The organism is Pseudomonas sp. NFPP25, from assembly GCF_900116505.1.
Classification (GTDB): Bacteria; Pseudomonadota; Gammaproteobacteria; order Pseudomonadales; family Pseudomonadaceae; genus Aquipseudomonas; species Aquipseudomonas protegens.
Genome location: NZ_FPBG01000004.1, coordinates 181,774 through 206,716, shown reverse-complemented (window position 1 = coordinate 206,716; position 24,943 = coordinate 181,774). Strand labels below are relative to the sequence as shown.

At 63.9% G+C, this 24,943-nt stretch carries 23 protein-coding genes; 12 read left to right on the top strand and 11 right to left on the bottom strand.

The window, feature by feature from the left end:
* Positions 1-11: 11 nt before the first annotated feature.
* Positions 12-1,427: an acetyl-CoA carboxylase biotin carboxylase subunit gene (locus BM382_RS17205; RefSeq protein WP_015637534.1), complete on the bottom strand. Its 1,416-nt coding sequence runs from the start codon at positions 1,425-1,427 to the stop codon at positions 12-14.
* Positions 1,428-1,617: 190 nt separating this feature from the next.
* Between BM382_RS17205 and BM382_RS17200 the strand changes: the two genes are divergently transcribed.
* Positions 1,618-2,580 carry a LysR family transcriptional regulator gene (locus BM382_RS17200; RefSeq protein ID WP_019093475.1) on the top strand — a complete coding sequence of 321 codons (963 nt, stop codon included), beginning with the start codon at positions 1,618-1,620 and terminating at the stop codon, positions 2,578-2,580.
* Here BM382_RS17200 and BM382_RS32095 read toward each other — a convergent pair.
* The 3 genes from BM382_RS32095 to BM382_RS17185 form a co-directional block, all read right to left on the bottom strand.
* Positions 2,522-2,734, bottom strand: a complete 213-nt coding sequence (locus tag BM382_RS32095; RefSeq protein ID WP_072443388.1) for a PA3496 family putative envelope integrity protein — start codon at positions 2,732-2,734, stop codon at positions 2,522-2,524. The two genes, BM382_RS17200 and BM382_RS32095, sit on opposite strands and share 59 nt — an antisense overlap.
* Positions 2,735-2,919: 185 nt before the next feature.
* Positions 2,920-3,786 carry a transcriptional regulator HexR gene (hexR, locus tag BM382_RS17190; protein WP_011064325.1) on the bottom strand — a complete coding sequence of 289 codons (867 nt, stop codon included), beginning with the start codon at positions 3,784-3,786 and terminating at the stop codon, positions 2,920-2,922.
* 167 nt (positions 3,787-3,953) lie between these two features.
* Positions 3,954-6,818, bottom strand: a complete 2,865-nt coding sequence (locus tag BM382_RS17185) for a putative bifunctional diguanylate cyclase/phosphodiesterase (protein ID WP_011064326.1) — start codon at positions 6,816-6,818, stop codon at positions 3,954-3,956.
* Between the two features lie 247 nt (positions 6,819-7,065).
* Between BM382_RS17185 and uvrD the strand changes: the two genes are divergently transcribed.
* The 4 genes from uvrD to BM382_RS17165 all read left to right on the top strand — a co-directional run bounded on the left by uvrD (position 7,066) and on the right by BM382_RS17165 (position 11,414).
* Positions 7,066-9,249 carry a DNA helicase II gene (uvrD, locus tag BM382_RS17180; protein WP_072443386.1) on the top strand — a complete coding sequence of 728 codons (2,184 nt, stop codon included), beginning with the start codon at positions 7,066-7,068 and terminating at the stop codon, positions 9,247-9,249.
* A gap of 124 nt (positions 9,250-9,373) precedes the next feature.
* On the top strand, positions 9,374-9,814 hold the full coding sequence (locus tag BM382_RS17175) for an EamA family transporter (protein ID WP_011064328.1): 441 nt from the start codon (positions 9,374-9,376) through the stop codon (positions 9,812-9,814).
* 180 nt (positions 9,815-9,994) lie between these two features.
* The gene (locus BM382_RS17170; protein ID WP_072443384.1) at positions 9,995-10,870 is read left to right on the top strand and encodes a Tim44 domain-containing protein; all 876 of its coding nucleotides are present in this window, start codon (positions 9,995-9,997) and stop codon (positions 10,868-10,870) included.
* Positions 10,871-11,006: 136 nt separating this feature from the next.
* Positions 11,007-11,414 carry an SMI1/KNR4 family protein gene (locus tag BM382_RS17165; RefSeq protein WP_011064330.1) on the top strand — a complete coding sequence of 136 codons (408 nt, stop codon included), beginning with the start codon at positions 11,007-11,009 and terminating at the stop codon, positions 11,412-11,414.
* A gap of 71 nt (positions 11,415-11,485) precedes the next feature.
* Here the strand turns inward: BM382_RS17165 and BM382_RS17160 are convergent, their stop codons facing one another.
* On the bottom strand, positions 11,486-13,249 hold the full coding sequence (locus BM382_RS17160) for a cation:proton antiporter (RefSeq protein WP_011064331.1): 1,764 nt from the start codon (positions 13,247-13,249) through the stop codon (positions 11,486-11,488).
* A gap of 289 nt (positions 13,250-13,538) precedes the next feature.
* On the opposite strand from BM382_RS17160, the gene BM382_RS17155 reads away from it, so the two are divergent.
* Both BM382_RS17155 and BM382_RS17150 read left to right on the top strand, forming a co-directional pair.
* The gene (locus tag BM382_RS17155) at positions 13,539-14,024 is read left to right on the top strand and encodes an acyl-CoA thioesterase (RefSeq protein WP_011064332.1); all 486 of its coding nucleotides are present in this window, start codon (positions 13,539-13,541) and stop codon (positions 14,022-14,024) included.
* 254 nt (positions 14,025-14,278) lie between these two features.
* A complete protein-coding gene (locus BM382_RS17150; RefSeq protein ID WP_072443383.1) occupies positions 14,279-15,691 on the top strand; it encodes an APC family permease in 1,413 nt (470 codons plus the stop codon).
* 7 nt (positions 15,692-15,698) lie between these two features.
* On the opposite strand, the gene pdxY is transcribed toward BM382_RS17150, so the two are convergent.
* Entirely contained in the window at positions 15,699-16,571 is an 873-nt protein-coding gene (pdxY, locus tag BM382_RS17145) for a pyridoxal kinase PdxY (RefSeq protein WP_015637539.1), read from the bottom strand.
* A gap of 117 nt (positions 16,572-16,688) precedes the next feature.
* Between pdxY and BM382_RS17140 the strand changes: the two genes are divergently transcribed.
* Positions 16,689-17,081, top strand: coding sequence for a DUF3301 domain-containing protein (locus BM382_RS17140; RefSeq protein ID WP_015637540.1), 393 nt, complete (start codon positions 16,689-16,691; stop codon positions 17,079-17,081).
* 21 nt (positions 17,082-17,102) lie between these two features.
* Here the strand turns inward: BM382_RS17140 and BM382_RS17135 are convergent, their stop codons facing one another.
* From BM382_RS17135 to dksA, 4 genes are all read right to left on the bottom strand, one after another.
* Positions 17,103-18,065, bottom strand: coding sequence for a CobW family GTP-binding protein (locus BM382_RS17135; RefSeq protein WP_011064336.1), 963 nt, complete (start codon positions 18,063-18,065; stop codon positions 17,103-17,105).
* Between the two features lie 145 nt (positions 18,066-18,210).
* Entirely contained in the window at positions 18,211-18,912 is a 702-nt protein-coding gene (locus BM382_RS17130; protein ID WP_053160514.1) for a DUF1826 domain-containing protein, read from the bottom strand.
* Positions 18,912-20,120 (bottom strand): zinc metallochaperone GTPase ZigA, encoded by a 1,209-nt coding sequence (zigA, locus tag BM382_RS17125; RefSeq protein WP_093508654.1) that lies wholly within the window; start codon positions 20,118-20,120, stop codon positions 18,912-18,914. Before zigA ends, BM382_RS17130 begins: the two co-directional genes overlap by 1 nt.
* A gap of 30 nt (positions 20,121-20,150) precedes the next feature.
* A complete protein-coding gene (gene dksA, locus BM382_RS17120) occupies positions 20,151-20,555 on the bottom strand; it encodes an RNA polymerase-binding protein DksA (protein WP_011064339.1) in 405 nt (134 codons plus the stop codon).
* A 121-nt stretch (positions 20,556-20,676) separates the two neighbouring features.
* Between dksA and BM382_RS17115 the strand changes: the two genes are divergently transcribed.
* Entirely contained in the window at positions 20,677-21,054 is a 378-nt protein-coding gene (locus BM382_RS17115) for a hypothetical protein (RefSeq protein WP_011064340.1), read from the top strand.
* Between the two features lie 109 nt (positions 21,055-21,163).
* Here BM382_RS17115 and BM382_RS17110 read toward each other — a convergent pair whose 3' ends face one another.
* Entirely contained in the window at positions 21,164-22,387 is a 1,224-nt protein-coding gene (locus BM382_RS17110) for an N-acetylmuramoyl-L-alanine amidase (RefSeq protein ID WP_072443382.1), read from the bottom strand.
* A 129-nt stretch (positions 22,388-22,516) separates the two neighbouring features.
* Here BM382_RS17110 and folE2 point away from each other — a divergent pair, with 129 nt between their 5' ends.
* From folE2 to BM382_RS17095, 3 genes are read left to right on the top strand one after another with little or no spacing between them, the layout of a single operon-like run.
* A complete protein-coding gene (gene folE2, locus BM382_RS17105) occupies positions 22,517-23,410 on the top strand; it encodes a GTP cyclohydrolase FolE2 (protein WP_015637546.1) in 894 nt (297 codons plus the stop codon).
* Positions 23,410-24,075, top strand: coding sequence for a metal ABC transporter ATP-binding protein (locus BM382_RS17100; RefSeq protein ID WP_015637547.1), 666 nt, complete (start codon positions 23,410-23,412; stop codon positions 24,073-24,075). Before folE2 ends, BM382_RS17100 begins: the two co-directional genes overlap by 1 nt.
* A complete protein-coding gene (locus BM382_RS17095; RefSeq protein WP_011064344.1) occupies positions 24,075-24,941 on the top strand; it encodes a metal ABC transporter permease in 867 nt (288 codons plus the stop codon). The genes BM382_RS17100 and BM382_RS17095 overlap by 1 nt, the downstream gene beginning before the upstream one ends.
* The last annotated feature ends 2 nt before the right edge of the window (positions 24,942-24,943 follow it).

The window sequence follows — 24,943 nt, the reverse complement described above, 5'->3', positions numbered from 1 at the left end:
TGTTTTATTCCTCACAGGCCTGCGTGGGCGGCAATGGCGGCGGCGATGGCCAGGGCCAGCTCTTCGGGTTTGCGCTTGATCGAGTAGTTGGTCAGTTCCGGGTGGCTCTCAACGAAGCTGGTGTTGAACTGACCGCTGCGGAATTCCGGGTTACGCAGGATTTCCTGGTAATAGGCGGCGGTGGTCTTGACCCCTTGCAGGCGCATGTCGTCCAGGGCGCGCAGGCCACGGTCCATCGCTTCTTCCCAGGTCAGGGCCCAGACCACGAGTTTCAGGCACATGGAGTCGTAGAACGGCGGAATGGTGTAGCCGGTGTAGATCGCCGTGTCGGTGCGCACGCCCGGGCCGCCGGGGGCGTAGTAGCGGGTGATCTTGCCGAAGCTGGGCAGGAAGTTGTTCTTCGGGTCCTCGGCATTGATCCGGAACTGCAGGGCAAAGCCGCGGTGCTGGATGTCTTCCTGTTTCACCGAGAGCGGCAGGCCGGAAGCAATGCGGATCTGCTCGCGGACGATATCGATGCCGGTGATTTCTTCGGTGATGGTGTGTTCCACCTGCACCCGGGTGTTCATCTCCATGAAGTACACCTCGCCCTCGGCGAGCAGGAACTCCACGGTGCCGGCGTTCTCGTAGCCCACGGCCTTGGCCGCGCGCACCGACAGGTCGCCGATGTAGGCGCGCTGTTCCGGGGTCAGCTGCGGGCTCGGGGCGATCTCGATGAGCTTCTGGTTGCGGCGCTGGATCGAGCAGTCACGCTCGAACAGGTGCACCACGTTGCCAAAGCTGTCACCGAGGATCTGCGCTTCGATGTGCTTGGGATTGACGATGCACTTTTCCAGGAACACTTCCGCCGAACCGAAGGCCTTGGTGGCTTCGGAAATGACCCGGGGGAAAGCCTGCTCCAGCTCTTCACGACTGTTGCAACGACGGATGCCGCGCCCGCCACCACCGGAGGTGGCCTTGAGCATCACCGGGTAGCCGATGCGGTCGCCTTCGGACAGGGCTTCGTGGATATCGGCCACGTTGCCTTCGGTGCCCGGAGTCACCGGCACACCCGCCTTGATCATGCTGCGGCGGGCTTCGGTCTTGTCGCCCATGCGGCGGATCACTTCCGCCGACGGGCCAATGAACTTGATTCCACGTTCGGCGCAGATGTCCGCCAGTTCGGCGTTTTCCGAGAGAAACCCATAGCCGGGATGCAGCGCATCACAGCCGGTTTCCACCGCCAGGTTCACCAGTTTGCGTGGGTTCAGGTAGCCGGCCAGCGGCTCGGCGCCAATGCTGTGGGCCTCATCCGCGCGCTTTACATGCAAGGCATGGCGATCGGCGTCGGAGAAGATCGCTACCGAACGGATGCCCATTTCCGCGCAGGCACGCACGATTCGTACGGCAATCTCACCACGGTTGGCGATCAGGATCTTTTTTATCACTTGGAGGTTCCCTTGAGCCGTTGAAACAGACGACCCGCTAGACCGAGTCGGCGCGTGACCAAATGTTTCAAGTCAGTCGCAGCGACACACTAGCTCTGCAGAGGGATTAACAAAAATCAATAATTATTGGGTTGGCCATAAGTAAAGACTTATAGTCATGCCACCAGCCCTTGGCGCGAGCCCTCAAGAAATGCGCAAGTCCTTGATGAGACTGACATTGCGTCAGTTGCAGATTTTCAATGAAGTCTGCGATCTACGCTCCTACAGCCGCGCCGCCGAGGAAATGTCCCTGTCCCAGCCCGCGGTCAGCCTGCAGATTCGCCAGTTGGAGGAGCTGATCGGCCAGCCGCTGTTCGACTATGTGGGCAAGAAGCTCTACATGACCGAAGCCGCCGAAGCGCTGCAACGGGCCAGCCGGGACATCTTCGGGCGCCTGGAGAACCTCGACATGCAGCTCTCCGACATGCAGGGTTCGCTGCAGGGCCAGCTCAAGCTGGCGGTGGAATCCAGCGCCAAGTACTTCGTGCCGCACCTGTTCGCCGCCTTCAAGCGCCAGCACCCGGAAGTGCACCTGCAACTGACGGTGGTCAACCGCTCCCAGGTGATCCGCCGGCTCTCGGACAATCGCGACGACCTGGTGATCATGTCCATGGTGCCCCAGGACATGGAGCTGGAGTTCCTGCCCTTCCTCAACAACCCGATCGTCGCGGTGGCCCCGCCGGAGCACCCCCTGAGCCACATGGGCCCGCTGCGCCTGCAGGACCTGGAGCCCTACACGCTGGTACTGCGCGAACAGGGCTCCGGCACCCGCCTGGCCTGCGAGGAGTACTTCAAGGAGAAGCGCGTGCACTTCACCCAGATCCTCGAAGTGTCGTCGGCGGAAGCTCAGCGTGAGTGTGTGCGGGCGGGTCTGGGCGTGGCCTTGCTGACGCGCCACGCCCTGAACCTTGAGTTGGCGACCGGCGGCTTGATCGAGTTGCCGGTCGAAGAGCTGCCATTGCTTCGCAGCTGGTGCCTGGTGCAGGCCAAAGCCAAACGCCTGTCACCGGTAGCGCATGCGTTCCTGGGATTCATCCGCAGCGAACGCGTGCAGATCAGCGGGCTGGTTGAACGCTTCGACGGGAAGCCGCGGGTGCCGCCTGCCAGTAATTGACGGCGTCCAGCTCAGGGTAATCGTTGATTTGTTGCTGCAACTGACGCAGCTCGAAGCGGTGTTCGATCGCACGACGAAATTCCATGCGGCGCTGATCTTCCTGCTGACGACGGGTCTTGACTGCGCTGTTGCTCTCTTCGTAAGGCCGGGCCATTTCGAGTCTCCCAATGCGAGTACGGAAGCTTCACGATGGACGTCGGCGGTTACGGTTTGGCGGCGGGTCGGTTACAGGACGATGAACATTCACAGCGCCTACCTTTCTGTAGGAGCCGGCTTGCCAGCGAAGGCGTCCGTCAGCGCGATGCACAACCCCGAGGCCTCATCACCGGCCAGAGAGACTCAATCGTCCAGGGCTTTCACCGACTTGGGCGACAGGCGCAGGCTGCGCAAGCTGCGCTTGACGCTCTTGAGGTGGTTCACCAGGCTCGGGCCGCGGGCCATGGCCACGCCCATGGCCAGCACGTCGATCACCACCAGGTGGGCGATACGCGAGGTCAGCGGGGTGTAGATCTCGGTGTCTTCGTGCACGTCGATCGCCAGGTTGACCGTGGACAGTTCGGCCAACGGCGTCTGGCTCGGGCACAGGGTGATCAGCGAGGCGCCGCTTTCACGTACCAGGTTGGCGGTGATCAGCAGGTCCTTGGAACGACCGGACTGGGAAATGCAGATGGCGACATCGGTAGGCTTCAAGGTCACCGCCGACATCGCTTGCATGTGCGGGTCGGAATAGGCCGCTGCGGTCAGCAGCAAACGGAAGAACTTGTGCTGGGCATCCGCCGCTACCGCGCCCGAGGCACCAAAGCCGTAGAACTCCACGCGCTGGGCCTGGGACATGGCGGTCACCGCCTGCTGCAGGGCCACCGGGTCGAGCTTCTCGCGGACCTCCATCAGGGTATGCAGGGTGGTGTCGAAGATCTTCAGGCTGTAGTCGGCGACCGAATCGTCTTCATGGATCGCGAACTGGCCGAAGCTGGCCCCGGCGGCAAGGCTCTGCGCCAGCTTGAGCTTGAGGTCCTGGAAGCCGGAGCAGCCGATGGCCCGGCAGAAGCGCACGATGGTCGGTTCACTGATGCCCACGCTGTGGGCCAGGTCCGCCATGGAACTGTGCATCACGGCCGCAGGATCAAGGAGCACGTGATCGGCGACCTTGAGTTCCGATTTGCGTAACAAATGACGTGACTGGGCGATGTGCTGCAACAGGTTCAAAGGGCTGGACTCATTGTTATTGGCTGACGCCGGGGATGTAGCAAGCTTGTAGTTATACTACAGGAATCGGCTTTTTGCCCGCCCAATGCATCACGAAGTTGCCTGCCTGCCCCCCATTTTCAGCCGGGTACGACTTATGTAGCCGTTGTGGCAGGCAGCCCTGGCGGCTACCGGCTCTGGGCCTGCAACAGCAGCGCGAGGCCTTCGGCGGCCACCGGGCGGCTGATCAGGTAGCCCTGCACCTCGTCGCAGTGTTCCGCCTTGAGGAAGGCCAGTTGCGCCGGGTCTTCCACCCCTTCGGCCACCACTTTCAACGACAGCCCATGAGCCATGGCGATGATCGCCCGGGTGATCGCCGCGTCCTCACCGCCCTCGGCCAGGCCGCGAATGAAGGCCTGGTCGATCTTCACGTAATCCACCGGGATCCGTTTCAGGTAACTCAGGGACGAATAGCCAGTGCCGAAGTCGTCGATGGCCAGCTTGACCCCCAGGCCCCGCAGTTGCTGGAAGGTCGCGATGATGTGCTCGACGCTGTCCAGCAGTTGGCTTTCGGTCAGTTCCAGTTCGAGAAAATGCGGCTCCAGGCCTGTTTCTTCCAGCACCTGGCGCACCAGGCTCACCAGCTTGCCCTGGCGCAACTGATACACCGACAGGTTGACCGACACGCGAATCGGCTCCAGGCCCTGGCGTTGCCATTCGCAGGCTTGGCGGCACGCCTGGCGCAACACGAACTCACCAATGGGGCCGATCAATCCGGTCTCTTCCGCCAGGCCGATGAAATCCCCCGGGGGCACCCGGCCCATGACGGGGTGATCCCAGCGCACCAGGGCCTCGGCAGCATTCAGACGGCCGCTGGCCAGGCACAGCTTGGGTTGGTAGAAGACCGTCAACTGGCCCTCCTCAATGGCCTTGCGCAGCTGGTTTTCCAGCTGCAGGCGCTCCAGGGTGCTGGCTTGCAGGCTCTCGGTATAGAACTGGAAATTGTTGCCGCCCAGGTGCTTGGCATGAGCCATGGCCATGTTCGCCTGGCTGATCAGGGCTGCGATCTCCCGGGCGCTGTCGGGCAGCATGCTGATGCCCATGGAAGCGCTGACCACCAGTTCATGGCCCTCGACGGTGATCGGCAGGCGCAGCTTGCTCAGCAGCCGGGTAGCGACCCGGGTCAGGCTCGACAGGCTGCCGTAAGCGTCGAACAGCACGGCGAATTCGTCCCCGGAAAGCCGGGCGATGGTGTCGGCTTCCGGCAAGGCATTGACCAGCCGCCGGGCCATCTTTTGCAGCAACTGGTCGGCCACTTCATGGCCAAGGCTGTCGTTGAGCAGCTTGAAACGGTCCAGGTTGATGTGCAGCAAGGCCAGGCTGCGGCCGCCCTGGCGCACCCGCTGATGGGCCTCGCGCAGGCGCTCGCGGAACAGCGAACGGTTGGCCAGCCCCGTGAGTTCGTCGTAATGGGTGAGGTAGCGCATGCGCTCCTCGGATTCGCGCCGTGCCGAAAGATCGGCGAAGAAGCCCACGATATGCCGGACTTTTCCTCGTTTATCACGCACTACATTCAATTGCAGCCATTGCGGGTAGAGCTCGCCGTTCTTGCGTGTCTCCACCAACTCGCCCTGCCAGCTGCCGTACTGTTCCAGGGCCTGGTGGATCAACGGGTAGTGCCGGCGCGCATCGCGGCTGCACGACAGCTCCACTACATTGCGCCCGAGCATGTCTTCGATCTGGTAGCCGGTGACCTGGCTGAAGGCCTGATTGGCGGCGATCAAGGCGTAATCGGGGTCGAGGATGACGATGCCTTCGCTGGCCGCCTCGAACACCGTGGCCGCCAGGTTGCGCTGGACCTCCAGCTCCTTGTCGGCACTGATGTCGCGACGGGTGCCGGCCATGCGCAGCACCCGGCCACTGGGGCTGCGCTCCACGGCCCGGCCACGGTCCTCGATCCACACCCAGTGGCCGGCGCCGTGGCGTACCCGGTACTCCACCTGGTAATCGTCGCTGCGGCCCTTGAGGTGCTCCACCAGGGCGCGCTTGAGCAGGGGCAGGTCTTCCGGATGCAGGCGTGGCTTGAGATGGCTGAGCATGGCCGTGACATCTTCCGGCTCCAGGCCGAACAGCTCCTTGATCTGGGTGTGATGGACCTCGTCGGTCTGCAGGTTCCAGTCCCACAGCCCCAGCTCGCTGGCGTTCAGGGCCAGGGCCAGGCGCGCCTCGCTCTTGCTCAGGGCCTGGTTGGCGGCGTCCAGCTCCAGGCTGCGCTGGGCCACTCGCTGTTCCAGCCCGGTCTGGGCTTCGCGCAGTTGCTCCTCGGCACGGCGGCGCTGCTCCACTTCCCGGGCCAGCTCGCGGTTGAGCTGATCGCTGCGGCCCTGGGCATTCTGCAGGTGCTCGATCAGGGCCTGGTTCTGAAAGCGCCGCAGCAGGCCGCGCTGCATCAGGCGGTTGACCTGCCAGGCCACCACACTCAGGGACACCAGCAGGATCAGCCCGAGCCAGCCCCAGCCACGCTGCTGGTCGTCGCCGCCCCAGAACAGGTAGGCGATGGCCGGCAACAGACACGGCAAGGTGAATGAAAGGAAGGCCTGCAGGCTCACCGCGTAGGCTACGCTGGCCGACAGGATGGCCGCACCGATGAGGCCGAAGACCCAGGCCTGCTGCAGGAAATTGTCGGTGGGCACCAGGGCGATGCCGGCGCAGGCCAGGGTCAGGCCACTGACCGCCGAGCCCAGGAGAAACATGCGTTGCCACACCGGCTGTGCCTGACGGCTGGGAATCGCCGAATCGAAGGCCGCCACCTGGATCACCCGCAAGGCCACCAGGGCCAGCAGCCAGACCATCCACACACTGAGCAACAGATAGCGCGCCGGGCTCCATAGCAGCCAGGTGCACACCAGGCCGTTGAGCAACATGAACAAGGTCGGCAGCAACGAGCCCTGGTACAGCAGGCGCGTACGCTCCACTGCCATCTCCACGGCGTAGTGCTGGCGGATGACCCGGGGCTCCACAAAGGGCCCGGACAGGTCGGGGTTAAGTGTCATAGGCAGTGTTCTTATAATGGTTGAGCCCGAAACGTCGCCGGAGCATACACAAGCAAAGCCCCGAGCCAAACTGCTCCAGGTCATAAAATCGATAAAACCGGATGGTCCGGCTTGCACCCTGAAAGCGTCCGGGCGAGAAGCGCCAATGGCTGGGGCCTGTGACCAACCGGTCGTCATCGGCGGCTGTTTTATCGGCTAATGCAAAGCCGGGTTTGCCCGGGGTGGCGCCGCCCCCTAGAATGCCCCGATGCGCGATGATCTCTCCCTCCTGTTGAACTCCCTCAACGACGCCCAACGCCAGGCCGTAGCCGCCTCCGTGGGTCGTCAGTTGGTCCTGGCCGGTGCTGGCTCCGGCAAAACCCGTGTGCTGGTGCACCGTATCGCCTGGTTGATCCAGGTCGAGAACGCCTCACCCCACTCGATCCTGTCGGTGACCTTCACCAACAAGGCCGCAGCCGAGATGCGCCACCGCATCGAACAACTGCTGGGCATCAACCCGGCAGGCATGTGGGTCGGCACCTTCCACGGCCTGGCCCACCGCCTGCTGCGGGCCCACTGGCAGGAAGCGGGGCTGAGCCAGACCTTCCAGATCCTCGACAGCGACGACCAGCAACGCCTGGTCAAGCGGGTGATCCGCGAGCTGGGCCTGGACGAACAGCGCTGGCCGGCCCGCCAGGCCCAGTGGTTCATCAACGGGCAGAAGGACGAAGGCCTGCGCCCGCAACATATCCAGGCCAGCGGCGACCTGTTCCTGGCCACCATGCGCGGCATCTATGAGGCCTACGAGGCCGCTTGCCAGCGTGCCGGGGTCATCGACTTCTCCGAACTGCTGCTGCGCGCCCTGGACCTGTGGCGCGACCACCCGGGTTTGCTGGCGCACTACCAGAAGCGTTTCCGCCACGTGCTGGTGGACGAGTTCCAGGACACCAACGCCGTGCAATACGCCTGGCTGCGGTTGCTGGCCCAGGGTGGCGACAGCCTGATGGTGGTGGGCGACGACGACCAGTCGATCTACGGCTGGCGCGGGGCGAAAATCGAGAACATCCACCAGTACTCCGCCGACTTCCCGGACACCGAAGTGATCCGCCTGGAGCAGAACTACCGCTCCACCGCCGGTATCCTCAAGGCTGCCAACGCCCTGATCGCCAACAACACCGGGCGCCTGGGCAAGGAGCTGTGGACCGATGGCGGCGAAGGCGAAGCCATCAACCTGTACGCCGCCTTCAACGAGCACGATGAAGCCCGCTATGTAGTGGAAACCATCGAGAGCGCGCTGAAGACCGGCATGGCCCGCAGCGACATCGCCATTCTCTACCGCTCCAACGCCCAGTCCCGGGTGCTGGAAGAAGCCCTGCTGCGCGAGCGCATTCCGTACCGCATCTATGGCGGCCAGCGCTTCTTCGAGCGGGCCGAGATCAAGAACGCCATGGCTTACCTGCGCTTGCTGGAAGGCCGTGGCAACGACGCGGCCCTGGAACGGGTGATCAACGTTCCGGCCCGGGGCATCGGCGAAAAGACCGTCGAAGCCATCCGCGAGCACGCGCGCCACAGCGATGTGTCGATGTGGGAAGCCATGCGCCAACTGGTGGCCAATAAAGGCCTGACCGGTCGTGCGGCCGGCGCCCTCGGCGCCTTCATCGAGCTGATCGAGAACCTGGCGGCCAAGACCCTGGAAATGCCCCTGCACCTGATGACCCAGACGGTGATCGAGCAGTCGGGGCTGATCGCCTACCACGAAGCGGAAAAAGGCGAGAAGGGCCAGGCCCGGGTGGAAAACCTCGAGGAACTGGTGAGCGCCGCGCGCAACTTCGAGAACAGCGAAGAAGACGAGGACCTGACGCCCCTGGCGGCCTTCCTCGGCCACGCGTCCCTGGAAGCCGGCGATACCCAGGCCGACGAACATGAAGACAGCGTGCAACTGATGACCCTGCACAGCGCCAAGGGTCTGGAGTTCCCCTACGTGTTCCTGGTGGGCATGGAAGAAGGCCTGTTCCCCCACAAGATGAGCCTGGAAGAACCCGGCCGCCTTGAGGAAGAACGCCGGCTGGCGTATGTGGGCATTACCCGGGCCATGCAAAACCTGGTGATGACCTACGCGGAAACCCGACGCCTGTACGGCAGCGAAACCTACAACAAGGTGTCGCGTTTCGTGCGCGAGGTGCCCAAGGGGCTGATTCAGGAAGTGCGGCTGTCCAACAGCGTCAGCCGGCCTTTCGGCGGCGGCCAGTCACAAAGTACCAGCAGCCTGTTCGGCGGCAGCGAAATCCCGGACACCGGCCTGAGCCTCGGCCAGGCGGTACGGCACTCGGTGTTCGGCGACGGGGTGATCCTCAATTTCGAGGGCGCCGGCGCCCAGGCCCGGGTCCAGGTCAACTTCAACGAAGGCAGCAAGTGGCTGATGCTGGGCTACGCCAAGCTGGAAGCCATCTAACCCCACCCGCTTGGCTTGTGTAGGAGCTGGCTTGCCAGCGAATCTCACTGGCGAAGACCGGCTCAAGGGCCTCTTCGCCGGCAAGCCGGCTCCTACAGGTCGGTGCAGAAAGGGAAGCGTGAACATGGGCACAGGCTTTTTTTCCTCGTGGACATTCTGGGCCCTGTTGTCGGCAATTTTCGCTGCCTTGACGGCGATCTTCGCCAAAGTGGGGATAGAAAACGTCAATTCAGACTTCGCCACCCTGCTGCGCACCGTGGTGGTACTGGTCAGCCTGGCCTTGATTTTGTATGCAACGGGCCAATATCAGTCCCTGGGATCGATTTCTCCCAAAAGCTACCTGTTCCTGCTGCTGTCCGGGCTGGCCACGGGCGCATCCTGGCTGTGCTATTTCCGCGCCTTGAAACTCGGCCCCGCTTCATTGGTGGCACCGGTGGACAAGCTCAGCGTGGTGTTCGTCGCGATCATCGGCGTGTGCCTGCTGGGAGAGAAGCTCGACCTGCGGCAGTGGAGCGGAATCGGCTTGATCACCGCAGGTGTGGTGCTACTGGCACTACGCCGCTAACGGCTTTCGGGTTGAACCAGAGCCAGGTCTGCGGGGACCAAAAACCTATCGGCGAGCATGACGCCTGGCGAAGCTGAACCGAGGCTGTCAGGCAAAAGCCCGAAACATTATGCCGCTCGCCACTGACACTTCACCTGTGCAATATGGCGCGCGTGCCATCCACAAATGGGAACCCCCTTTATGAAACGTTTTCTTAGCATCGCCATGGCGCTGTGCATCGGCCTGACGATGAGCCTCGACGCCAACGCCAAGCGCTTTGGTGGCGGCAAAAGCGTCGGCGCTGCCCCGACCCACCAGACCCGCCAGGCGGCGCCAACCGCTCCGGGCGCTCCCGCCGCTGCAGCCACCGCGGGCGCAGCCGGTGCCGCGGGCGCTGCTGCCAAGGCCGGCGGTGCTTCGCGCTGGCTCGGCCCTCTGGCCGGCATCGCAGCCGGTGGCCTGCTGGCCTCCATGTTCATGGGCGGCGGCTTCCAGGGCATGCAGATCTTCGACATCCTGATCATGGCGGTCATCGCCTTCGTGATCTTCCGCTTCATCGCCGCTCGTCGTCGCAAGCAGCAGGAGCAGTTCGCTCCAGCGGGCCATGCGCCGATGCAGCGTGAGGCTTTCGAGCCTCAGCAACCGGCTGGCGGTTCGATCTTCGGTGGCTCGGCAGCACCTGCCGCGCGTCCTGTGATCAACGCTCCGGCCTGGTTCAACGAAGAGCGCTTCATTGAAGCGGCGCGTAGCCACTTCCAGTCCCTGCAGCAACACTGGGACGCCAACGAAATGGACAAGATCGCCGAGTTCGTGACCCCACAGATGCTGCAGTTCCTGAAACAGGAACGTGCCGATCTGGGCGACGGCTTCCAGTCGACCTACATCGACAACCTGCAAGTGCAGCTCGAAGGTGTGGATGACCGTGCCGACAAGACCATCGCCACCCTGACCTTCAGCGGTGTGTCGAAGACCTCGCGCTTCGACCAGGGCGAAGTGTTCAGCGAAAGCTGGAACATGGAACGCGCCCAGGGCGACAACCAGCCATGGCTGGTAGCAGGTATCCGCCAGAACGGCTGATTCATTCTGCTGTCACAGCTGTAAGGCAAAACCCCGACTCAGGTCGGGGTTTTGCATTTCACGATTGCACTTATAGCGAGCTACTGTATAAACCGCCGTCAAACAACCGCGCCATAGAGCTAAGAGGACCCAGGCCGTGGAAGAAGTCATCGAACAACTCCGGGAAGCCAACGAACCGGTACCCGTCCCCCTGGAACTGCCGGACGAAGATCAGCTGGTGGAAATTGAAGAACAGCTGTTCATCAATATCCCGTTCGTCTTCAAGGAGTTCCTGTTGACGGTCAGCGACGTGGTTTACGGCAGCCTGGAACCTGTGACCGTCACCGATCCGCAATCCCACACCTACCTGCCGGAAGTGGCTGCGACCGCCTGGGACATGGGCGTGCCGCGCGAGCTGATCCCGATCTGCCAGGACGGCGACGATTACTACTGCGTCGAGGAAGACGGCACCGTGGTGCTGTGGTCCGGCGAGGAAGAGCTGATCACCGAAGAATCCTGGGAATCGGTGTGGCACTGGGCGCGGGACGTCTGGCTGGAAAGCTGAGACGCCGCCGCGGCTGCGTACACCGCGGCGACTGAAACAGCTCGCCGGCACCCTGCCGGCGAGCGGCAAGGTCAATGCCCACTGTTGTCCTTGCTGTGGTCGAAGGTTTCGATCAGCGCCACCTGCATCCGCGTATGCACACGGATGAACCAGCGCCACAGGACCGCGGCCACCGCCGCCGCCACTACGGCGATCAACACCAGCAGTTCCAGGGTCGGCAGGATGCTCGACGAGAGCGCCGCCAGCAGCAGGAAAATCACCAGCAGCGACAGGATCGGGATCACCTCGGCGATCACCCGACGCACTCGCTGGGTATGGCGCCCGGCCATTTCCGGCTTGACCCCCATCTCCGCCAGCAACATCGACAGTGCCTTGAGCTTGCGATAGGCAGCAATCAGGAACGGCAGCGAAAGCAGCAGCGCCCCGCCCCAGATCAAGGCTTTCTGCCAGCTCGGCTCACTGACCCAATCTTCCAGGTAGGTGCCAATGCGCTTGGCGAAATAGCCACCGGAAAAGAAGATCGCCACCACCAGCGCCAGGTTCACCCCCACTTGCAGCAGGATCTTGCGGATCATCGTCGCCAGCAGCGCACCCTCGCCCTGGGGCTGGATGCTGCGCAACCACTCGCCATACATGCCCAGTACCCGGCTCAGGCGCTTGGGCAGGACCCCTGCCAGCTTCAGCGATAGCGGGTCCGCGGCACGGATCAGGTAGGGCGTGAGCAAGGTGGTGATGGCGGACACCGCCACCGCTACCGGGTAGAGGAAGTCGCTGGTGACCTGCAGGGTCATGCCCAGTGCGGCGATGATGAAGGAAAATTCGCCAATCTGTGACAGGCCCATGCCTACCCGCAGTGAGGTGCGTCCATCATTGCCGGCGATAAAGGCCCCCATGCCGCAGGACAGCATCTTGCCCAGCACCACCGCCACCGTGATCACGGCAATCGGCCAGGCGTATTGCAGGAGGATCTGCGGGTCGATCATCAGGCCGATGGCGACGAAGAAGATTGCGCTGAACAGGTCGCGAACCGGTTCGATCAACCGCTCGATCTTCAGCAACTGGCGGGACTCGGCCATGATCGCACCGATCAGGAAGGCCCCCAGGACCATGCTGTACTCCAGTTTGACCACCAGCAGGCAGAAGCCGAAACACAGCCCCAGCACGGTGATCAGCAGCATCTCGTTGCTGTCGAACCTGGCCACGTAGGCCAGCAGGCGCGGCACCAGCAGGATGCCGATCACCAGCGCCACGATCATGAACAGCGAAAGCTTGCCGACGGTGGAGAACACCTCGCCGGAACTCACCGTACCGCTGACCGCGATGCTCGACAGCAAGGCGATGATGCCGATGCCGAGGATGTCCTCGACGATCAGTACGCCGAAGATCAGCTGGGCGAAGCGCTCGTTCTTCATCTTCAGGTCATTGAGCGCCTTGACGATGATGGTGGTGGAGGAAATGGCCAGGATCGCCCCGAGGAACAGCGAATCCATGGTGCTCCAGCCGAACCAGCGGCCGATCTCGTAGCCGATCCAGATCATCAGGACGATTTCCAGGAACGCCGCGATAAAGGCCGTGGCCCCGACCTTGAACAGCTTGCGCAGGCTGAACTCCAGCCCCAGGCAGAACATCAGGAAAATCACCCCCAGCTCGGCCAGGGTCTTGATGGTCTGTTCGTCGTGGATCAGCCCGAAAGGCGGAGTGTGAGGGCCGATGATGAAGCCGGCGACTATGTAGCCCAGCACGACAGGCTGCTTGAGGCGATGGAAGAGGATGGTCACCACGCCTGCGACCAGCATGATCACGGCCAGGTCCTGAATGAAGCTGATGGCATGCATGGCCGGGGCTCTCCTTGGAATGCTGGGCGGGGGTGATCGCCTAAAAAGAATGTTCTGATCAGTAGAAGGAAATATCCAAAATAGAAGCGGAAAATGCCCTGGAACGGGTGTTTTGCAGGTTAACACCGCGACTTCCGGCAGGAAGGCGGTGCAATATTAGGAAACAGATCCACCAGGGCGTGACGACGTGGCCCGGCCCGGCGTCCCGTTATCGATGGTTTGAAAACCCTTTGGAGCCAGCACCCGCAGAGGTGCTCCAGCAACCCCTGCCCAGAACCGTGAGCGTGCTATGGAACCCGGAAACGCCCAACTGTCGATGACGGTATTGATGACCCCTGACATGGCCAATTTCTCTGGCAATGTCCACGGCGGCACCTTGCTCAAGTACCTCGATGAAGTCGCCTATGCCTGCGCCAGCCGTTACGCCGGCCGCTACGTGGTGACCCTGTCGGTGGACCAGGTGATCTTCCGCGAGCCGATCCATGTCGGCGAGCTGGTGACCTTCCTGGCCTCGGTCAACTACACAGGCAACACCTCCATGGAGGTGGGCATCAAGGTGGTCACCGAGAATATCCGCGAGCGTTCGGTGCGCCACACCAACAGCTGCTTCTTCACCATGGTGGCGGTGGACGACCAGCGCAAGCCGGCCCAGGTGCCGCCGCTGCAGCCGGAAACCGCCGACGGCAAGCGACGCTTTATCCAGGCCCGGCAGCGCCGGCAGATCCGCCAGGAACTGGAGCAGCGCTACCGGGAAATCAAGGCCGACGGCCCTTGATGCTCAAGCTGCACCGCTGATTCAGCAGGGCCAAGGACGGTCCTCCCCCCTCCAGAGCTTCCAGCGCTCCGCCGCCACACTCCAACACCCTCCAGCAGGCTTCTGCGGTCATCCCGAATGGCCAGATCCATCCCTTTTTGACCACATCGAGAGTTATGCCCCCAGGGCACCGCTGCCAGAATCGAAGGGCAAGGCACAAACGCACTCCCCGTCCGGGGAGCCTTCGAGCCAACGAACGCGTGAGAACAATAAAAATGCCCAGCGCCAATGCTCTCTCCAGCAGCCCCCCTGCGTCCGCCCATAACGCCAGCCTCGATGGCGGCTTCACCCACAGTGCCCAGGGCACCTCGCTGCGGCGCATCCTCGGCCTGCCGGCCCTGGTGTTCTTCGGCCTGGTGTACATGGTCCCGCTGACCGTCTTCACCACCTACGGCGTGGTCACCCAACTCACCGGCGGGCGCACCGCCGCAGCCTATGTGATCACCCTGCTGGCGATGATCTTCACCGCCCTTTCCTACAGCGTAATGGTCAAGAAATACCCCATTGCCGGCTCAGCCTATTCCTACGCCAGCCTCAGTTTCGGCCCGGGCATCGGCTTCCTTGCCGGCTGGTCGCTGCTGCTGGATTACCTGTTCCTGCCGATGATCAATTACCTGGTGATCGGCCTGTTCCTCAACCTGGCCTTCCCCGCCGTGCCGGCCTGGGTTTTCGTGGTGGCGACCATCAGCCTGGTGACGCTGCTGAACATCCGCGGCATCGGCTCGGTATCGAGCATGAGCAACCTGATCGTCTGCGCGCAGATGGTCTTCGTGGTGGTGTTCGTGGCCCTGGTGGTCCGCCAGTTGGCAGGGGCCGAGAGCCTGGACCTGAGCGCACCCTGGGTCGGCGATGGCAGCCAGGATGGGCTGTTGCCGCTGATGGCGGGGGCCGCGGTGCTGTGCCTGTCGTTCCTGGGCTTTGACGCGGTGTCGACCCTGGCCGAGGAAACCCGCGACCCGCGCCGGGACATCCCCCGGGCAATCGTCATCACCACCCTGGGCGCCGGCCTGCTGTTCATCCTGCTGGCCATGACCAGCCAGCTGGCGTTCCCCGGCAGCAGTTTCAAGGACGCCGACTCGGCGGCCAGCGAGGTCATGCTGCACGCCGGCGGACGCTTCCTGGAGATATTCTTCACCGCCACCTATGTCGCCGGCGCCGCCGGTTCGGCCCTGGCATCCCAGGCCTCGGTATCGCGCATTCTGTTCAGCATGGGCCGTGACGGCATCCTGCCACGTCGGGTGTTCGGTACCCTGTCCGAGCGCTACAAGACCCCGGTGGTGGCCATTGTCCTGGTGTCGCTGGTGTCATTGCTGGCGGTGGTCATCGACCTCACCACCCTGGCGTCGATGATCAGCTTCGGTGCACTGGTGGCGTTCTCGGTGGTCAACCTGGCGGTGATCAAGAGTCACCTGGGCCAGGGCCAGCCGCGCAGCACCGCACGGCTGTTGCAGTACGGCCTGCTGCCGTTGATCGGCTTTGCCCTGATCGCCTGGCTGTGGACCAGCCTTTCGGCCCTGACCCTGGGCATCGGCCTGGCCTGGTTCGCCCTGGGCCTGCTGTACCTGGGCATACACACCCGGGGCTTTCGCCAGCCCGCGCCGACCGTGCAGTTTTCCGAGCAGGCCTGAGCCCGCCTCAGAAGCCGATCGGCGTGGCCTCGAAGCGCACCCGTGGGTGGGCGATGCGGTCCTGGGCGCGCACCAGCTCCAGCTCGTAACTGGCGCAGGCCTGGGTTTCCAGCAGTACTTCATGCACCGCCGCGGCGGTGAATTCGAAGGCCGCCACCAGGCTGTCCCCCAACAATACCCGGGCCAGGAACAGGCCTGAGGTCAGGTCGCCCACCCCCACCGGCTGGCGCGGGAACGCCAGTAATGGACGGCGCAGGTGCCAGCTGCCGTCAGCGGTCACCAGCAGCATCTCGAAACCGTCCGCCAGCTTGCCCGGGTAGTCCAGGTGCTTGACCAGCACCGCCCTGGGGCCCTTGTCCAGCAGCGACCGGGCCATGCCCAGGCAGTCGAACAGCGATTGCGGCTTGCGCCCGCAGAAGCTGTCCAGCTCCAGCTGGTTGGGGCAGAGAAAATCCGCCATGGCCACGGCCTCGTCCAGCAGGAAGTCGCTGACTTCAGCCGGCACGCTGCAGCCCTTCTCCGGGTGGCCCATCACCGGGTCACACAAGTACAGGGCCTTGGGATTGACTGCCTTGATCCGCGCCACACCGCTGAGGATCGCCCGGCCCTGGGCCGCGCTGCCCAGGTAGCCGGACAGCACCGCGTCGCAGTTGCCCAGCTCGCCGATGGCGGCAATGCCTTCCACCAGCTCGGGAATCTGCTGTGGCGCCAGCACTTCCCCGGCCCACTGACCATACTGAGTGTGGTTGGAGAACTGCACCGTATTCAGCGGCCAGACATTCACCCCAACCCGCTGCATGGGGAATACCGCGGCACTGTTGCCGGCGTGGCCGAAAACCACATGGGACTGGATCGCAAGCAGGTGGGGCGTACGTTTCATGCAGGATTTTCCATAAAACCGGTGGAATTCAAGCCGCGCAGTATGCGACTAAACGCAGCCTGTACGACAGACCGGAGTCGCAGTTAAGCTGACGCCACCTCGTTGGAGCAAACCTTCATGCTGACCCTTGGAAACATCTTTGTGCTGATGCTGCTGGCAACCGCTGCTGCCTGGCTGTGGCACAACCACGGCCTGCGCGAACGGGCCCTGGAGCGGGTCAAGCAGCACTGCGCGCGGCTCGACATCGAGTTGCTGGACGGTAATGTGGCGCTCAAGCGCATCGGTTTCGTCAAGGATGGCAATGGCCGGCGGCGCCTGGCGCGGGTCTACAACTTCGAGTTCACCGTGACCGGGGAAACCCGTCATGCCGGGACCATCACCCAGTTCGGCGCCCACAGCGCCCATATCGAGCTGGCGCCCTACCCGTTCGAAGCCAAGGAGCCCCTGCCCAGTGCCGAGGTCATCGAGCTGAGCCAGTGGCGCGAGGAACATCGCAAGTTCAAGCCGTAAGAGTGGCGTGCACGCCGTTTCCTACAGGCGACAGGCATCGAGACTGGCCTGCAGAACGGCAATGTCCTGAGGGCTACTGAAGATCAGTTCCAGGCGCGAATCCCGGCGCCATTCGCTGGGCAGCCAGTTCAGCGGTGAATTATCCAGCCCGTTGCCCGACCGCCAGCCTTGATCACTGTGGAGCACCAGCTTGGCCCGGCGCCAGTCGAGGTTCTGCAGCCAGTGCTCGACCCGGACCAGATCGAACTGTTGGCTGGGGTGCCAGCGCCAGCCGATGCTCCAGCCATCCTCCTGGGACTGGCTGAGGCAGATCGGCAGCGTCGGATCGCTCCACACGGCCGGCAACTGGGCCAGGCCCTGGGGAATGTCCGACTGCTCCAGGGCCGCTTCGGCGCTGGCTCCCAGGCCCGGCAGCTCGGCCAGGGGCAAGGCGGCATGGCGGGTCCAGAACAAGGGAAGGTCCGGCAATTGCTCCAGCACCCGCAACCTGTCGCTGTCGCTGAGCAGTTCGTCCTTGTTCAGTACCAGCAGGCCGGCGCTGGACAGCGCATCCTGCTGCGCCCGGGGCAACGGCTTGCCAGCGGCCAGCGCCTGGGCATCCAGGACCAGCACGCAGGGTTGCACCGCCAGCACGCCCTTCCAGGGCGCTTCATTCAACTGCTTGAGCAATTGGGCCGGGTGGCCGAGGCCCGAGGGCTCGATAAGCAGGCGGTCCGGCCGGGCCTTGCGCAACAGGCGGCCCAGGCCCACCTGGAACGGTGCACCGTTGACGCAGCACAGGCAGCCGCCGGCCACTTCGCCCAGGGCGATGCCATCTTCGTCGCGGGTCAGCAGGGCCGCGTCCAGGCCGATCTGGCCAAACTCGTTGATCAGCACCGCCCAGCGCTCGGCGGCCGGGCGCTGGCTCAGCAGATGGCGGATCAAGCTGGTCTTGCCGGCGCCCAGGGGGCCGGCGATCACGTGGGTGGGGATGTTCTGCAGCATGGGAAGGGGTCCGGGAAACCTGTGAGGTGATGCTACGCCCTTCCCGCCCTGGGCGAAAATCCGCTCGATTCGACGCCGCTCTTGGGAGCGCTGAAGGTCCTGCGGAGCTTCGCCCAGGCTCGGCAAGCGGCTGCACGGGCCTAGGTCAACCCAGCCAATCGAGGGTGAGGATCAGCCGGCGTTCCCCTGGCGCTGGCTGCGGCGAGCGGTGGATCAGGCCAAAGCCTTCGTTGCCGTGCCATTTCTCGCCCTTGAACAGCGCCACGTCGCCGCTGGCGATCTGCTGGATCTGTGCCGGGTCCCGTGGTTCGCCCTCGGCCTGCCCCAGTTTCCTGCGGTCCATGGCGCCTTCGCGCAGCCATTGGCTGCCGACTCCGGCGTAGGTGGTAATCAGCCGCACCGGTACATGGTCCACGTGAAACCGCGGGCACATGGCCTTGTCCAGGACCCGCAGGCGCAGCCCGACGCGCCTGGCCCCGAGCAGGCAGGCAAAAGCGCTGACCAGCCAGGCAACATCGGCGATAAAGCCTTCATAACCCTGCAGATCACTGAACCCCGAAGCCAGGCCGCGCAGATAGGGTTGCGCGTCTTCGTCGGGCAGTTCCAGGGACAGGGATTCGGCCAGCGGCTGGTCCAGGGACAGCAGCAACTCGGCGAAATCGGCGATGTGGGCCGGCAACTGGCGCTGCCAGAGGCCAAGATTGACCTCATCCTCCAGCACCTGGGCGAGCACCGCCGGGGTGCTGCCGATGGCCTGGCGGCGAGAGACCGGCGCGGTCACGCTCGGCAGCAGCAGCCATCTGGGCGGATTGGCCAGTGGAGTCACCGGCAAGTTCAGGGTCAGCATCAGGCCGCTTCCTCGTCATGCCAGGGGCCAAAGGGATCGTTCAGCAGGCTCCAGCCCTCGACGCCGAGGGCCATTTCATCGTCATCCAGCAGGCACAGGTCGAGCTCCGCGCAAAGCCGGGTGAAGTCGATGTTCTGGCCGATGAACACCAGTTCCTGGCGGCAATCGCCGGTGGCCGCGGTCCAGTTGTGCATGATCGCCGCGGTGCCTTCTTCGTCCTGGGGCCAGTGCTGCTTGGGCACGAAGCGCCACCAGCGCCCGGCAAAGCCATGGCGCATCAGGCCACCGGCCTGGGACCAGCTGCCGGCTTCCTGGTACTTGCTGGCCAGCCAGAAGAAGCCCTTGGAGCGCAGCAGCTTGCCGTTGACCCAGGGCCGGTTGATGAAGTCGAAGAAGCGCTGGGGATGGAACGGCCGCCGCGCCCGGTAGGCGGTGGAAGCGATGCCGTACTCCTCGGTTTCCGGCACATGCTCGCCGCGCAACTCCCGCAGCCAGCCCGGGGCCTGGGCCGCGCGCTCGAAATCGAAGCGCCCGGTGTCGAGGATCTTCGCCAGCGGTACCTGGCCCATGACCATGGGCACGATCTCGGCCTGGGCATTGAGGCTCTTGAGGATGGCCAGCAGTTCCTGGCGCTGGTCGCTGCTGATCAGGTCGATCTTGCTGACCAGGATCACGTCGGCGAACTCCACCTGTTCGATCAGCAGGTCGCTGATGGAACGTTCATCGTCTTCGCCCAGGGTTTCGCCCCGGGAAGCCAGGCTGTGCGCGGCCTGGTAGTCCAGCAGGTAATTCATGCCGTCGACCACCGTGACCATGGTGTCGAGCCGGGCGATATCCGCCAGGCTCTGGCCGGATTCATCGCGAAAGGTGAAGGTTTCCGCCACCGGCAGCGGCTCGGAAATCCCGGTGGATTCGATCAGCAGGTAATCGAAGCGCCCGTCGCGGGCCAGCTTGCCCACTTCCTCCAGCAGGTCTTCGCGCAGGGTGCAGCAGATGCAGCCGTTGCTCATTTCCACCAGTTTTTCTTCGGCGCGATTGAGGCTGACATCGCGCTGCACTTCGCTGCCATCGATGTTGATTTCGCTCATGTCGTTGACGATCACCGCCACCCGCAGGTGGTCGCGGTTGCGCAGGATGTGATTGAGCAAGGTGCTTTTACCGGCGCCGAGAAAGCCGGACAGCACGGTAACGGGGAGACGGTCGGTCATGGGTTGTTCCTCATCAGGATCGCGGCTGGGTCAAAGCGCCCGTTGATGGCGTTCGCGCAGCTCTTGGCGTTCTTTGGCTTCGATACACAGGGTGGCGGTGGGCCGCAGCAGCAGGCGCTTGAGGCCGATGGGCTCGCCGGTGTCGCGGCACCAGCCGTATTCGCCACGGGCCAGGCGCTCCAGGGCTTCGTCGATCTTGTCCAGAAGCTTCTTTTCCCGCTCCAGCAGGCGCAGTTGCCACTGGCGCTGCTCTTCGGCACTGCCGATATCGGCGGGGTCGCTGTGGGGTTCCTGCTCGCGCAGCTGGTCGAACTCGCCGGCAATGCGCTCCTGCAGATCACTGCGCTGGGCCAGCAGCAGCTGGCGAAAGAAGCCCTGCTGGGCTTCGTTCATGTAGTGCGTCTCGGGTTGGGCGAGAAGGTCTTGTTCAGTCATGGCGAGTCACGGGTCAGGCTGTGTTTTAATGTTATATTATAACAACACAAATTAGCCAACCTTCCCTTGCCGCCCACGACGAAGGGCGCGATGCTGCGCCCCTGTCGTCACGAGAATCGCCATGCGCCCTGTCCTGCCCACCCTGCTTTCAGGCCTGTTGCTGCTGGCTGGTCACGCCAGCGCGGCGGTGCCCAGTACCCTGGCCACCTGCACCCGCAGCGCCACCTTGCTGGCCTGCGTCGACCCGCAGGGCAACGCCTACAGCGTCGCCACGGCCGGCAGCACCACCTACCTGCGCGGCTTCGAGGTGATCGGCAAGCGCTATTGGGCGCAGACCAACAGCCGCTACGGGCAGCTGACGTTCTTCACCGGCCTGGCCTCCGACGGCGAGGCCTGGGTGGGCTACAGCCAGCGCGTGGGCTGGACCACACGCAACCGCTTTTCCAGCTCCGGCGGTAGCCGCGGGCAGTTCACCTGCAGCCGCATCAGCGGCTGCTAGCTCCCTTTCCCGTACCTCTTGCGTAGAAGCCGGCTTGCCAGCGAAGACATCCTCAGCCACCCCATTCACCGGCCTCTTCGCCGGCAAGCCGGCTCCTGCAGGTCGGCGTTCAGGCGGGGCGGTTGTTCTTGGTTTCCTGGAGCCAGGCCATGTAGCTGTTAACCGGTGGGTTTTTCTCGAAGTAGCGCTGCAGGCCGTTGAACAGGCCATCGGCAATCGCCTGCTGGTGGCGCGCGGTGACCAGGCGCTGGCTGTCACGGCTGTTGGAGATGAAGCCGGTTTCCACCAGGATCGACGGCACGTCCGGTGACTTGAGCACCGCAAAACCGGCCTGTTCCACACGCTTCTGATGCAGGGTGGTAATGCCCGACAGACTCTGCAGCACAGTCCCGCCCAATTGCAGGCTGGCGGCGATGGTGGCGTTCATCGACATGTCGACAATCACCCCCGCCAGCATCGGATCCTTGTCCTTGAGGTTGAGCAGCGTCGTCGCCCCCAGCAGGTCGGCGCCGTTTTCCCGCTGGGCCATCAAGCGCGCGGTGGCCGAGGTGGCGCCACCTTCGGACAGGGCGTACACCGATGCGCCGGATGCGGTAAGCCGCGGCGCGGCATCGGCATGCACCGAGATGAACATGTCGGCCTGGTGCTTGCGGGCAATCTCCACGCGTTTGCGCAGCGGCACGAAGAAATCATCGTTGCGCACCAGCTTCACGTCGAAACCCTTCTCGCGCTTGAGCCGCTTGGCCAGCAGGCGGGCGATGGCAAGCACCACATCCTTCTCCCGTTCGCCCTTGGCCCCCACGGCGCCCGGGTCCTTGCCGCCATGGCCGGGGTCTACTACCACGATGATGTCGCGCTTGGGATGGGGCTTGCCTGTCGTGGCCTCGGGCTTGGCCAGCGGCGCGGCGGCCGCAGCGATCGGCAGGGGCAGCCTGGTGGCATTGGACAGATCCAGCACCAGCCGATGGCCCTGGCCATCCTGGGGCGGCAGGAGAAAACTGTGGAGCTGCACCGGCTCGCGCAGGTCGAGGACGATCCGCGTATCGCCCTGGCCGAAGTGCCCGGAACGAATGGCGCGGATCACCGTGTTGGCCAGGGACAGCTGGCTGAAATCACCGCTCAGGCGCGCGCCGTTCAGGTCGATGATCAAGCGCTCCGGGGCACTCAAGCTGAAGGTCTTGTATTGCACCGGGCCGCTCAGATCGAGCACCAGCCGCAACTTTTCTGCGTCCTTCCACAATCGTGCGTTGCGGATCTGCGCGGCGCGGACACTCCAGGGAAACATCAGGGCCGTACCGGCCAACAGCAGGTTGAGCAATTGACGTCTGTGCATGGCAAATACCGCGAAAAAAGGAGCGTCCCTACTCACAAGACAAGATGAACAACCATCGAGGAAAAATTTCCCATCGAACGTATTGTTATAATATAACATGTGAAATCACTTCCCACGACGGACCTGTTCATGAACGCGCTGACTCTGCCGGATATCGCCGCGCAGGCCTCACGCCAAGCCTTGCCCCTGGAATGGGTGGGCATGTGCGGCATTGCCTTACCTGTAGTGATCAACAACCAGCCAAGCGCAGCCAAGGCCGATGCCGGTGTCAGCCTCGACGATGGCGAGGCCCGGGGCATTCACATGTCACGCCTGTATCTGGCCCTGGAAATGCTGGAACAGGAGAACCTCACCCCCGCTCTGCTCCGGCGGATCTTGCAGCGTTTTCTCGATAGCCATGAAGGCCTGGCCCACAGCGCCTACCTGCGTATTCAGTTGGATCTACTGTTGAAACGCCCGGCCTTGGTCAGCCCGTTGGCCGGCTGGAAAAGCTACCCGCTGAGTATCGAAGCGCGGCTGAAAAACGCGATGTTCCACGTGGAACTAAAAATCGACGTGCCTTATTCCTCCACTTGCCCCTGTTCGGCGGCGCTGGCGCGGCAGTTGATCCAGCAGCAGTTCATCGAAGATTTTGCCAACCGGCCGTTGCAACACGCCGACGTCCTGGCCTGGCTGGGCTCGCCCCAGGGCATCGTCGCGACGCCCCATAGCCAGCGCAGCAACGCGGCATTGCATCTGCGCCTGGATGATTTCATCGACGAACTGCCGTTGATTGCCCTGATCAACGATGCGGAAAACGCGCTGGGCACCGCCGTGCAAACCGCGGTCAAGCGTGCCGACGAGCAGGCCTTCGCCCTGGCCAACGGGCAGAACCTGATGTTCTGCGAAGACGCCGCCCGCCGCCTGAACCTAGCCCTGCGCCGTTCCCCCGGAATCAACGCCTTTCAATTGCGGGTCGTGCACGCCGAAAGCCTGCATGCCCATGACGCCGTGGCCGAAAGCCGCTGGAACTGGGAGGCCTGATGATCCGCTGCGAACACCTGCGTTGGGGCGCTCCGGGGCAACCCCTGACTCCAGCCCTGGATCTGCACCTGCCCAGGGCCAGCCTGAGCGCGATCATTGGCGCCAACGGGTCGGGCAAGAGCAGCTTGTTGAAAGTCATCGCCGGGCTGCAGAAACCACTCGCGGGCAAGATCCACCTCGGCACTGCCCGAGGCGGCTTGTCCTTCTTGCCGCAGCAGCAACACCTGGATCGACAGTTCCCCATCAGCCTGGAAGAACTGGTGGCCGGCGGCTTCTGGGGCAAGCGTGAACCGGCCAGGGTCAGGGCAGAAAAGCTGCGCACGGTCCTCGAAGACTGGTGCCTGAGCGGCCTGGAAAAGCGCCCGTTGATGGCCCTTTCCGGTGGTGAATTGCAACGCGCCCTGCTCGCCCGATTGAGCCTGACCGAAGCCCCCTTGCTGCTGTTGGACGAGCCCCACGCCGCCCTCGACGAAACCGGCCAGGCCTTGCTCTGGCGTCACTTGTACAACTGGCACGCTCAGGGCCGGACCCTGGTGGTGGTCTGCCATGACCTGGCCGCCGTGCGCCAGCACATCCCCCAGACCCTGCTGGTAAAAAGCAGTGGCTGCGTATTCGGCCCCAGCCTGGAGCTGATCGCCCCACAATCCTGCGCGCAGGTGGCTTGATGCACTTCGCCGCACATTTCTGGCAGCCGTTCAGCGAATTCCTGTTCATGCGCCGGGCCCTGCTCGGCGGCCTGCTGCTGGCCTGCAGCACCGCGCCCCTGGGGGTGTTCCTGATCTTGCGGCGCATGAGCCTGATCGGTGACGCCGTGGCCCACGGCATTCTCCCGGGCGCCGCCCTGGGCTTCTGGTTCGCCGGTCTCAGCCTGCCGGCGCTGACCCTGGGCGGCCTCGGTGCCGGGTTGGGCATGGCCGGGCTGGCCGCCTGGATCACCCGGCGCACCGGCCTGCGGGAAGACGCCAGCATCGCCGCCATCTACCCCATTTCCCTGGCCAGCGGCGTGCTGATCCTCGGGCTGGCGGGCAAGCGCCTGGACCTCTTGCACCTGCTGTTCGGCTCGGCCCTGGCGGTGGATGGCCCGACCCTGAACGGCATGCTGCTGGTCTCGCTCTTCAGCCTGCTGGCCATGGCGCTGATCTACAAAGCCCTGCTGCTGGACACCCTCGACCCGCTGTTCCTGCACAGCGTCAGCCGCCTCGGCCCCCTAGCCCACGGCCTGTTCCTGACCCTGGTGGTGCTCAACCTGGTGATAGGTTTCCAGGCCATCGGCGCGCTGATGGTGGTGGGCCTGATGATGCTGCCGGCCGCCGCCTCGCGTTTCTGGAGCCGACGCCTGCCCGCCCTGATCGGCATCGCCGCGCTGTTTGGCTGCCTCTCGGTGTGGCTCGGCCTGCTGCTGTCGTTCCACTACTCGCTGCCCAGCGGCCCGGCCATCGTGCTGGTGGCCGGCGGCCTGTACCTGCTGTCCGTGGTGTTCGGCCCGGTGCACGGCTTGCTGCACCGCCCACCTTTGCTCACATCCCCATGAGG

What these genes read in the sequence shown, in the direction of transcription:
- BM382_RS17200 (WP_019093475.1), top strand. Translation starts at nt 1,618, where the DNA reads ATGCGCAAGTCCTTGATGAGACTGACATTGCGTCAGTTGCAGATTTTC.
- BM382_RS32095 (WP_072443388.1), bottom strand. Translation starts at nt 2,734, where the DNA reads ATGGCCCGGCCTTACGAAGAGAGCAACAGCGCAGTCAAGACCCGTCGT.
- BM382_RS17185 (WP_011064326.1), bottom strand. Translation starts at nt 6,818, where the DNA reads ATGACACTTAACCCCGACCTGTCCGGGCCCTTTGTGGAGCCCCGGGTC.
- uvrD (WP_072443386.1), top strand. Translation starts at nt 7,066, where the DNA reads ATGCGCGATGATCTCTCCCTCCTGTTGAACTCCCTCAACGACGCCCAA.
- BM382_RS17175 (WP_011064328.1), top strand. Translation starts at nt 9,374, where the DNA reads ATGGGCACAGGCTTTTTTTCCTCGTGGACATTCTGGGCCCTGTTGTCG.
- BM382_RS17170 (WP_072443384.1), top strand. Translation starts at nt 9,995, where the DNA reads ATGAAACGTTTTCTTAGCATCGCCATGGCGCTGTGCATCGGCCTGACG.
- BM382_RS17160 (WP_011064331.1), bottom strand. Translation starts at nt 13,249, where the DNA reads ATGCATGCCATCAGCTTCATTCAGGACCTGGCCGTGATCATGCTGGTC.
- BM382_RS17155 (WP_011064332.1), top strand. Translation starts at nt 13,539, where the DNA reads ATGGAACCCGGAAACGCCCAACTGTCGATGACGGTATTGATGACCCCT.
- BM382_RS17150 (WP_072443383.1), top strand. Translation starts at nt 14,279, where the DNA reads ATGCCCAGCGCCAATGCTCTCTCCAGCAGCCCCCCTGCGTCCGCCCAT.
- pdxY (WP_015637539.1), bottom strand. Translation starts at nt 16,571, where the DNA reads ATGAAACGTACGCCCCACCTGCTTGCGATCCAGTCCCATGTGGTTTTC.
- BM382_RS17140 (WP_015637540.1), top strand. Translation starts at nt 16,689, where the DNA reads ATGCTGACCCTTGGAAACATCTTTGTGCTGATGCTGCTGGCAACCGCT.
- BM382_RS17135 (WP_011064336.1), bottom strand. Translation starts at nt 18,065, where the DNA reads ATGCTGCAGAACATCCCCACCCACGTGATCGCCGGCCCCCTGGGCGCC.
- BM382_RS17130 (WP_053160514.1), bottom strand. Translation starts at nt 18,912, where the DNA reads ATGCTGACCCTGAACTTGCCGGTGACTCCACTGGCCAATCCGCCCAGA.
- zigA (WP_093508654.1), bottom strand. Translation starts at nt 20,120, where the DNA reads ATGACCGACCGTCTCCCCGTTACCGTGCTGTCCGGCTTTCTCGGCGCC.
- dksA (WP_011064339.1), bottom strand. Translation starts at nt 20,555, where the DNA reads ATGACTGAACAAGACCTTCTCGCCCAACCCGAGACGCACTACATGAAC.
- BM382_RS17115 (WP_011064340.1), top strand. Translation starts at nt 20,677, where the DNA reads ATGCGCCCTGTCCTGCCCACCCTGCTTTCAGGCCTGTTGCTGCTGGCT.
- BM382_RS17110 (WP_072443382.1), bottom strand. Translation starts at nt 22,387, where the DNA reads ATGCACAGACGTCAATTGCTCAACCTGCTGTTGGCCGGTACGGCCCTG.
- folE2 (WP_015637546.1), top strand. Translation starts at nt 22,517, where the DNA reads ATGAACGCGCTGACTCTGCCGGATATCGCCGCGCAGGCCTCACGCCAA.
- BM382_RS17100 (WP_015637547.1), top strand. Translation starts at nt 23,410, where the DNA reads ATGATCCGCTGCGAACACCTGCGTTGGGGCGCTCCGGGGCAACCCCTG.
- BM382_RS17095 (WP_011064344.1), top strand. Translation starts at nt 24,075, where the DNA reads ATGCACTTCGCCGCACATTTCTGGCAGCCGTTCAGCGAATTCCTGTTC.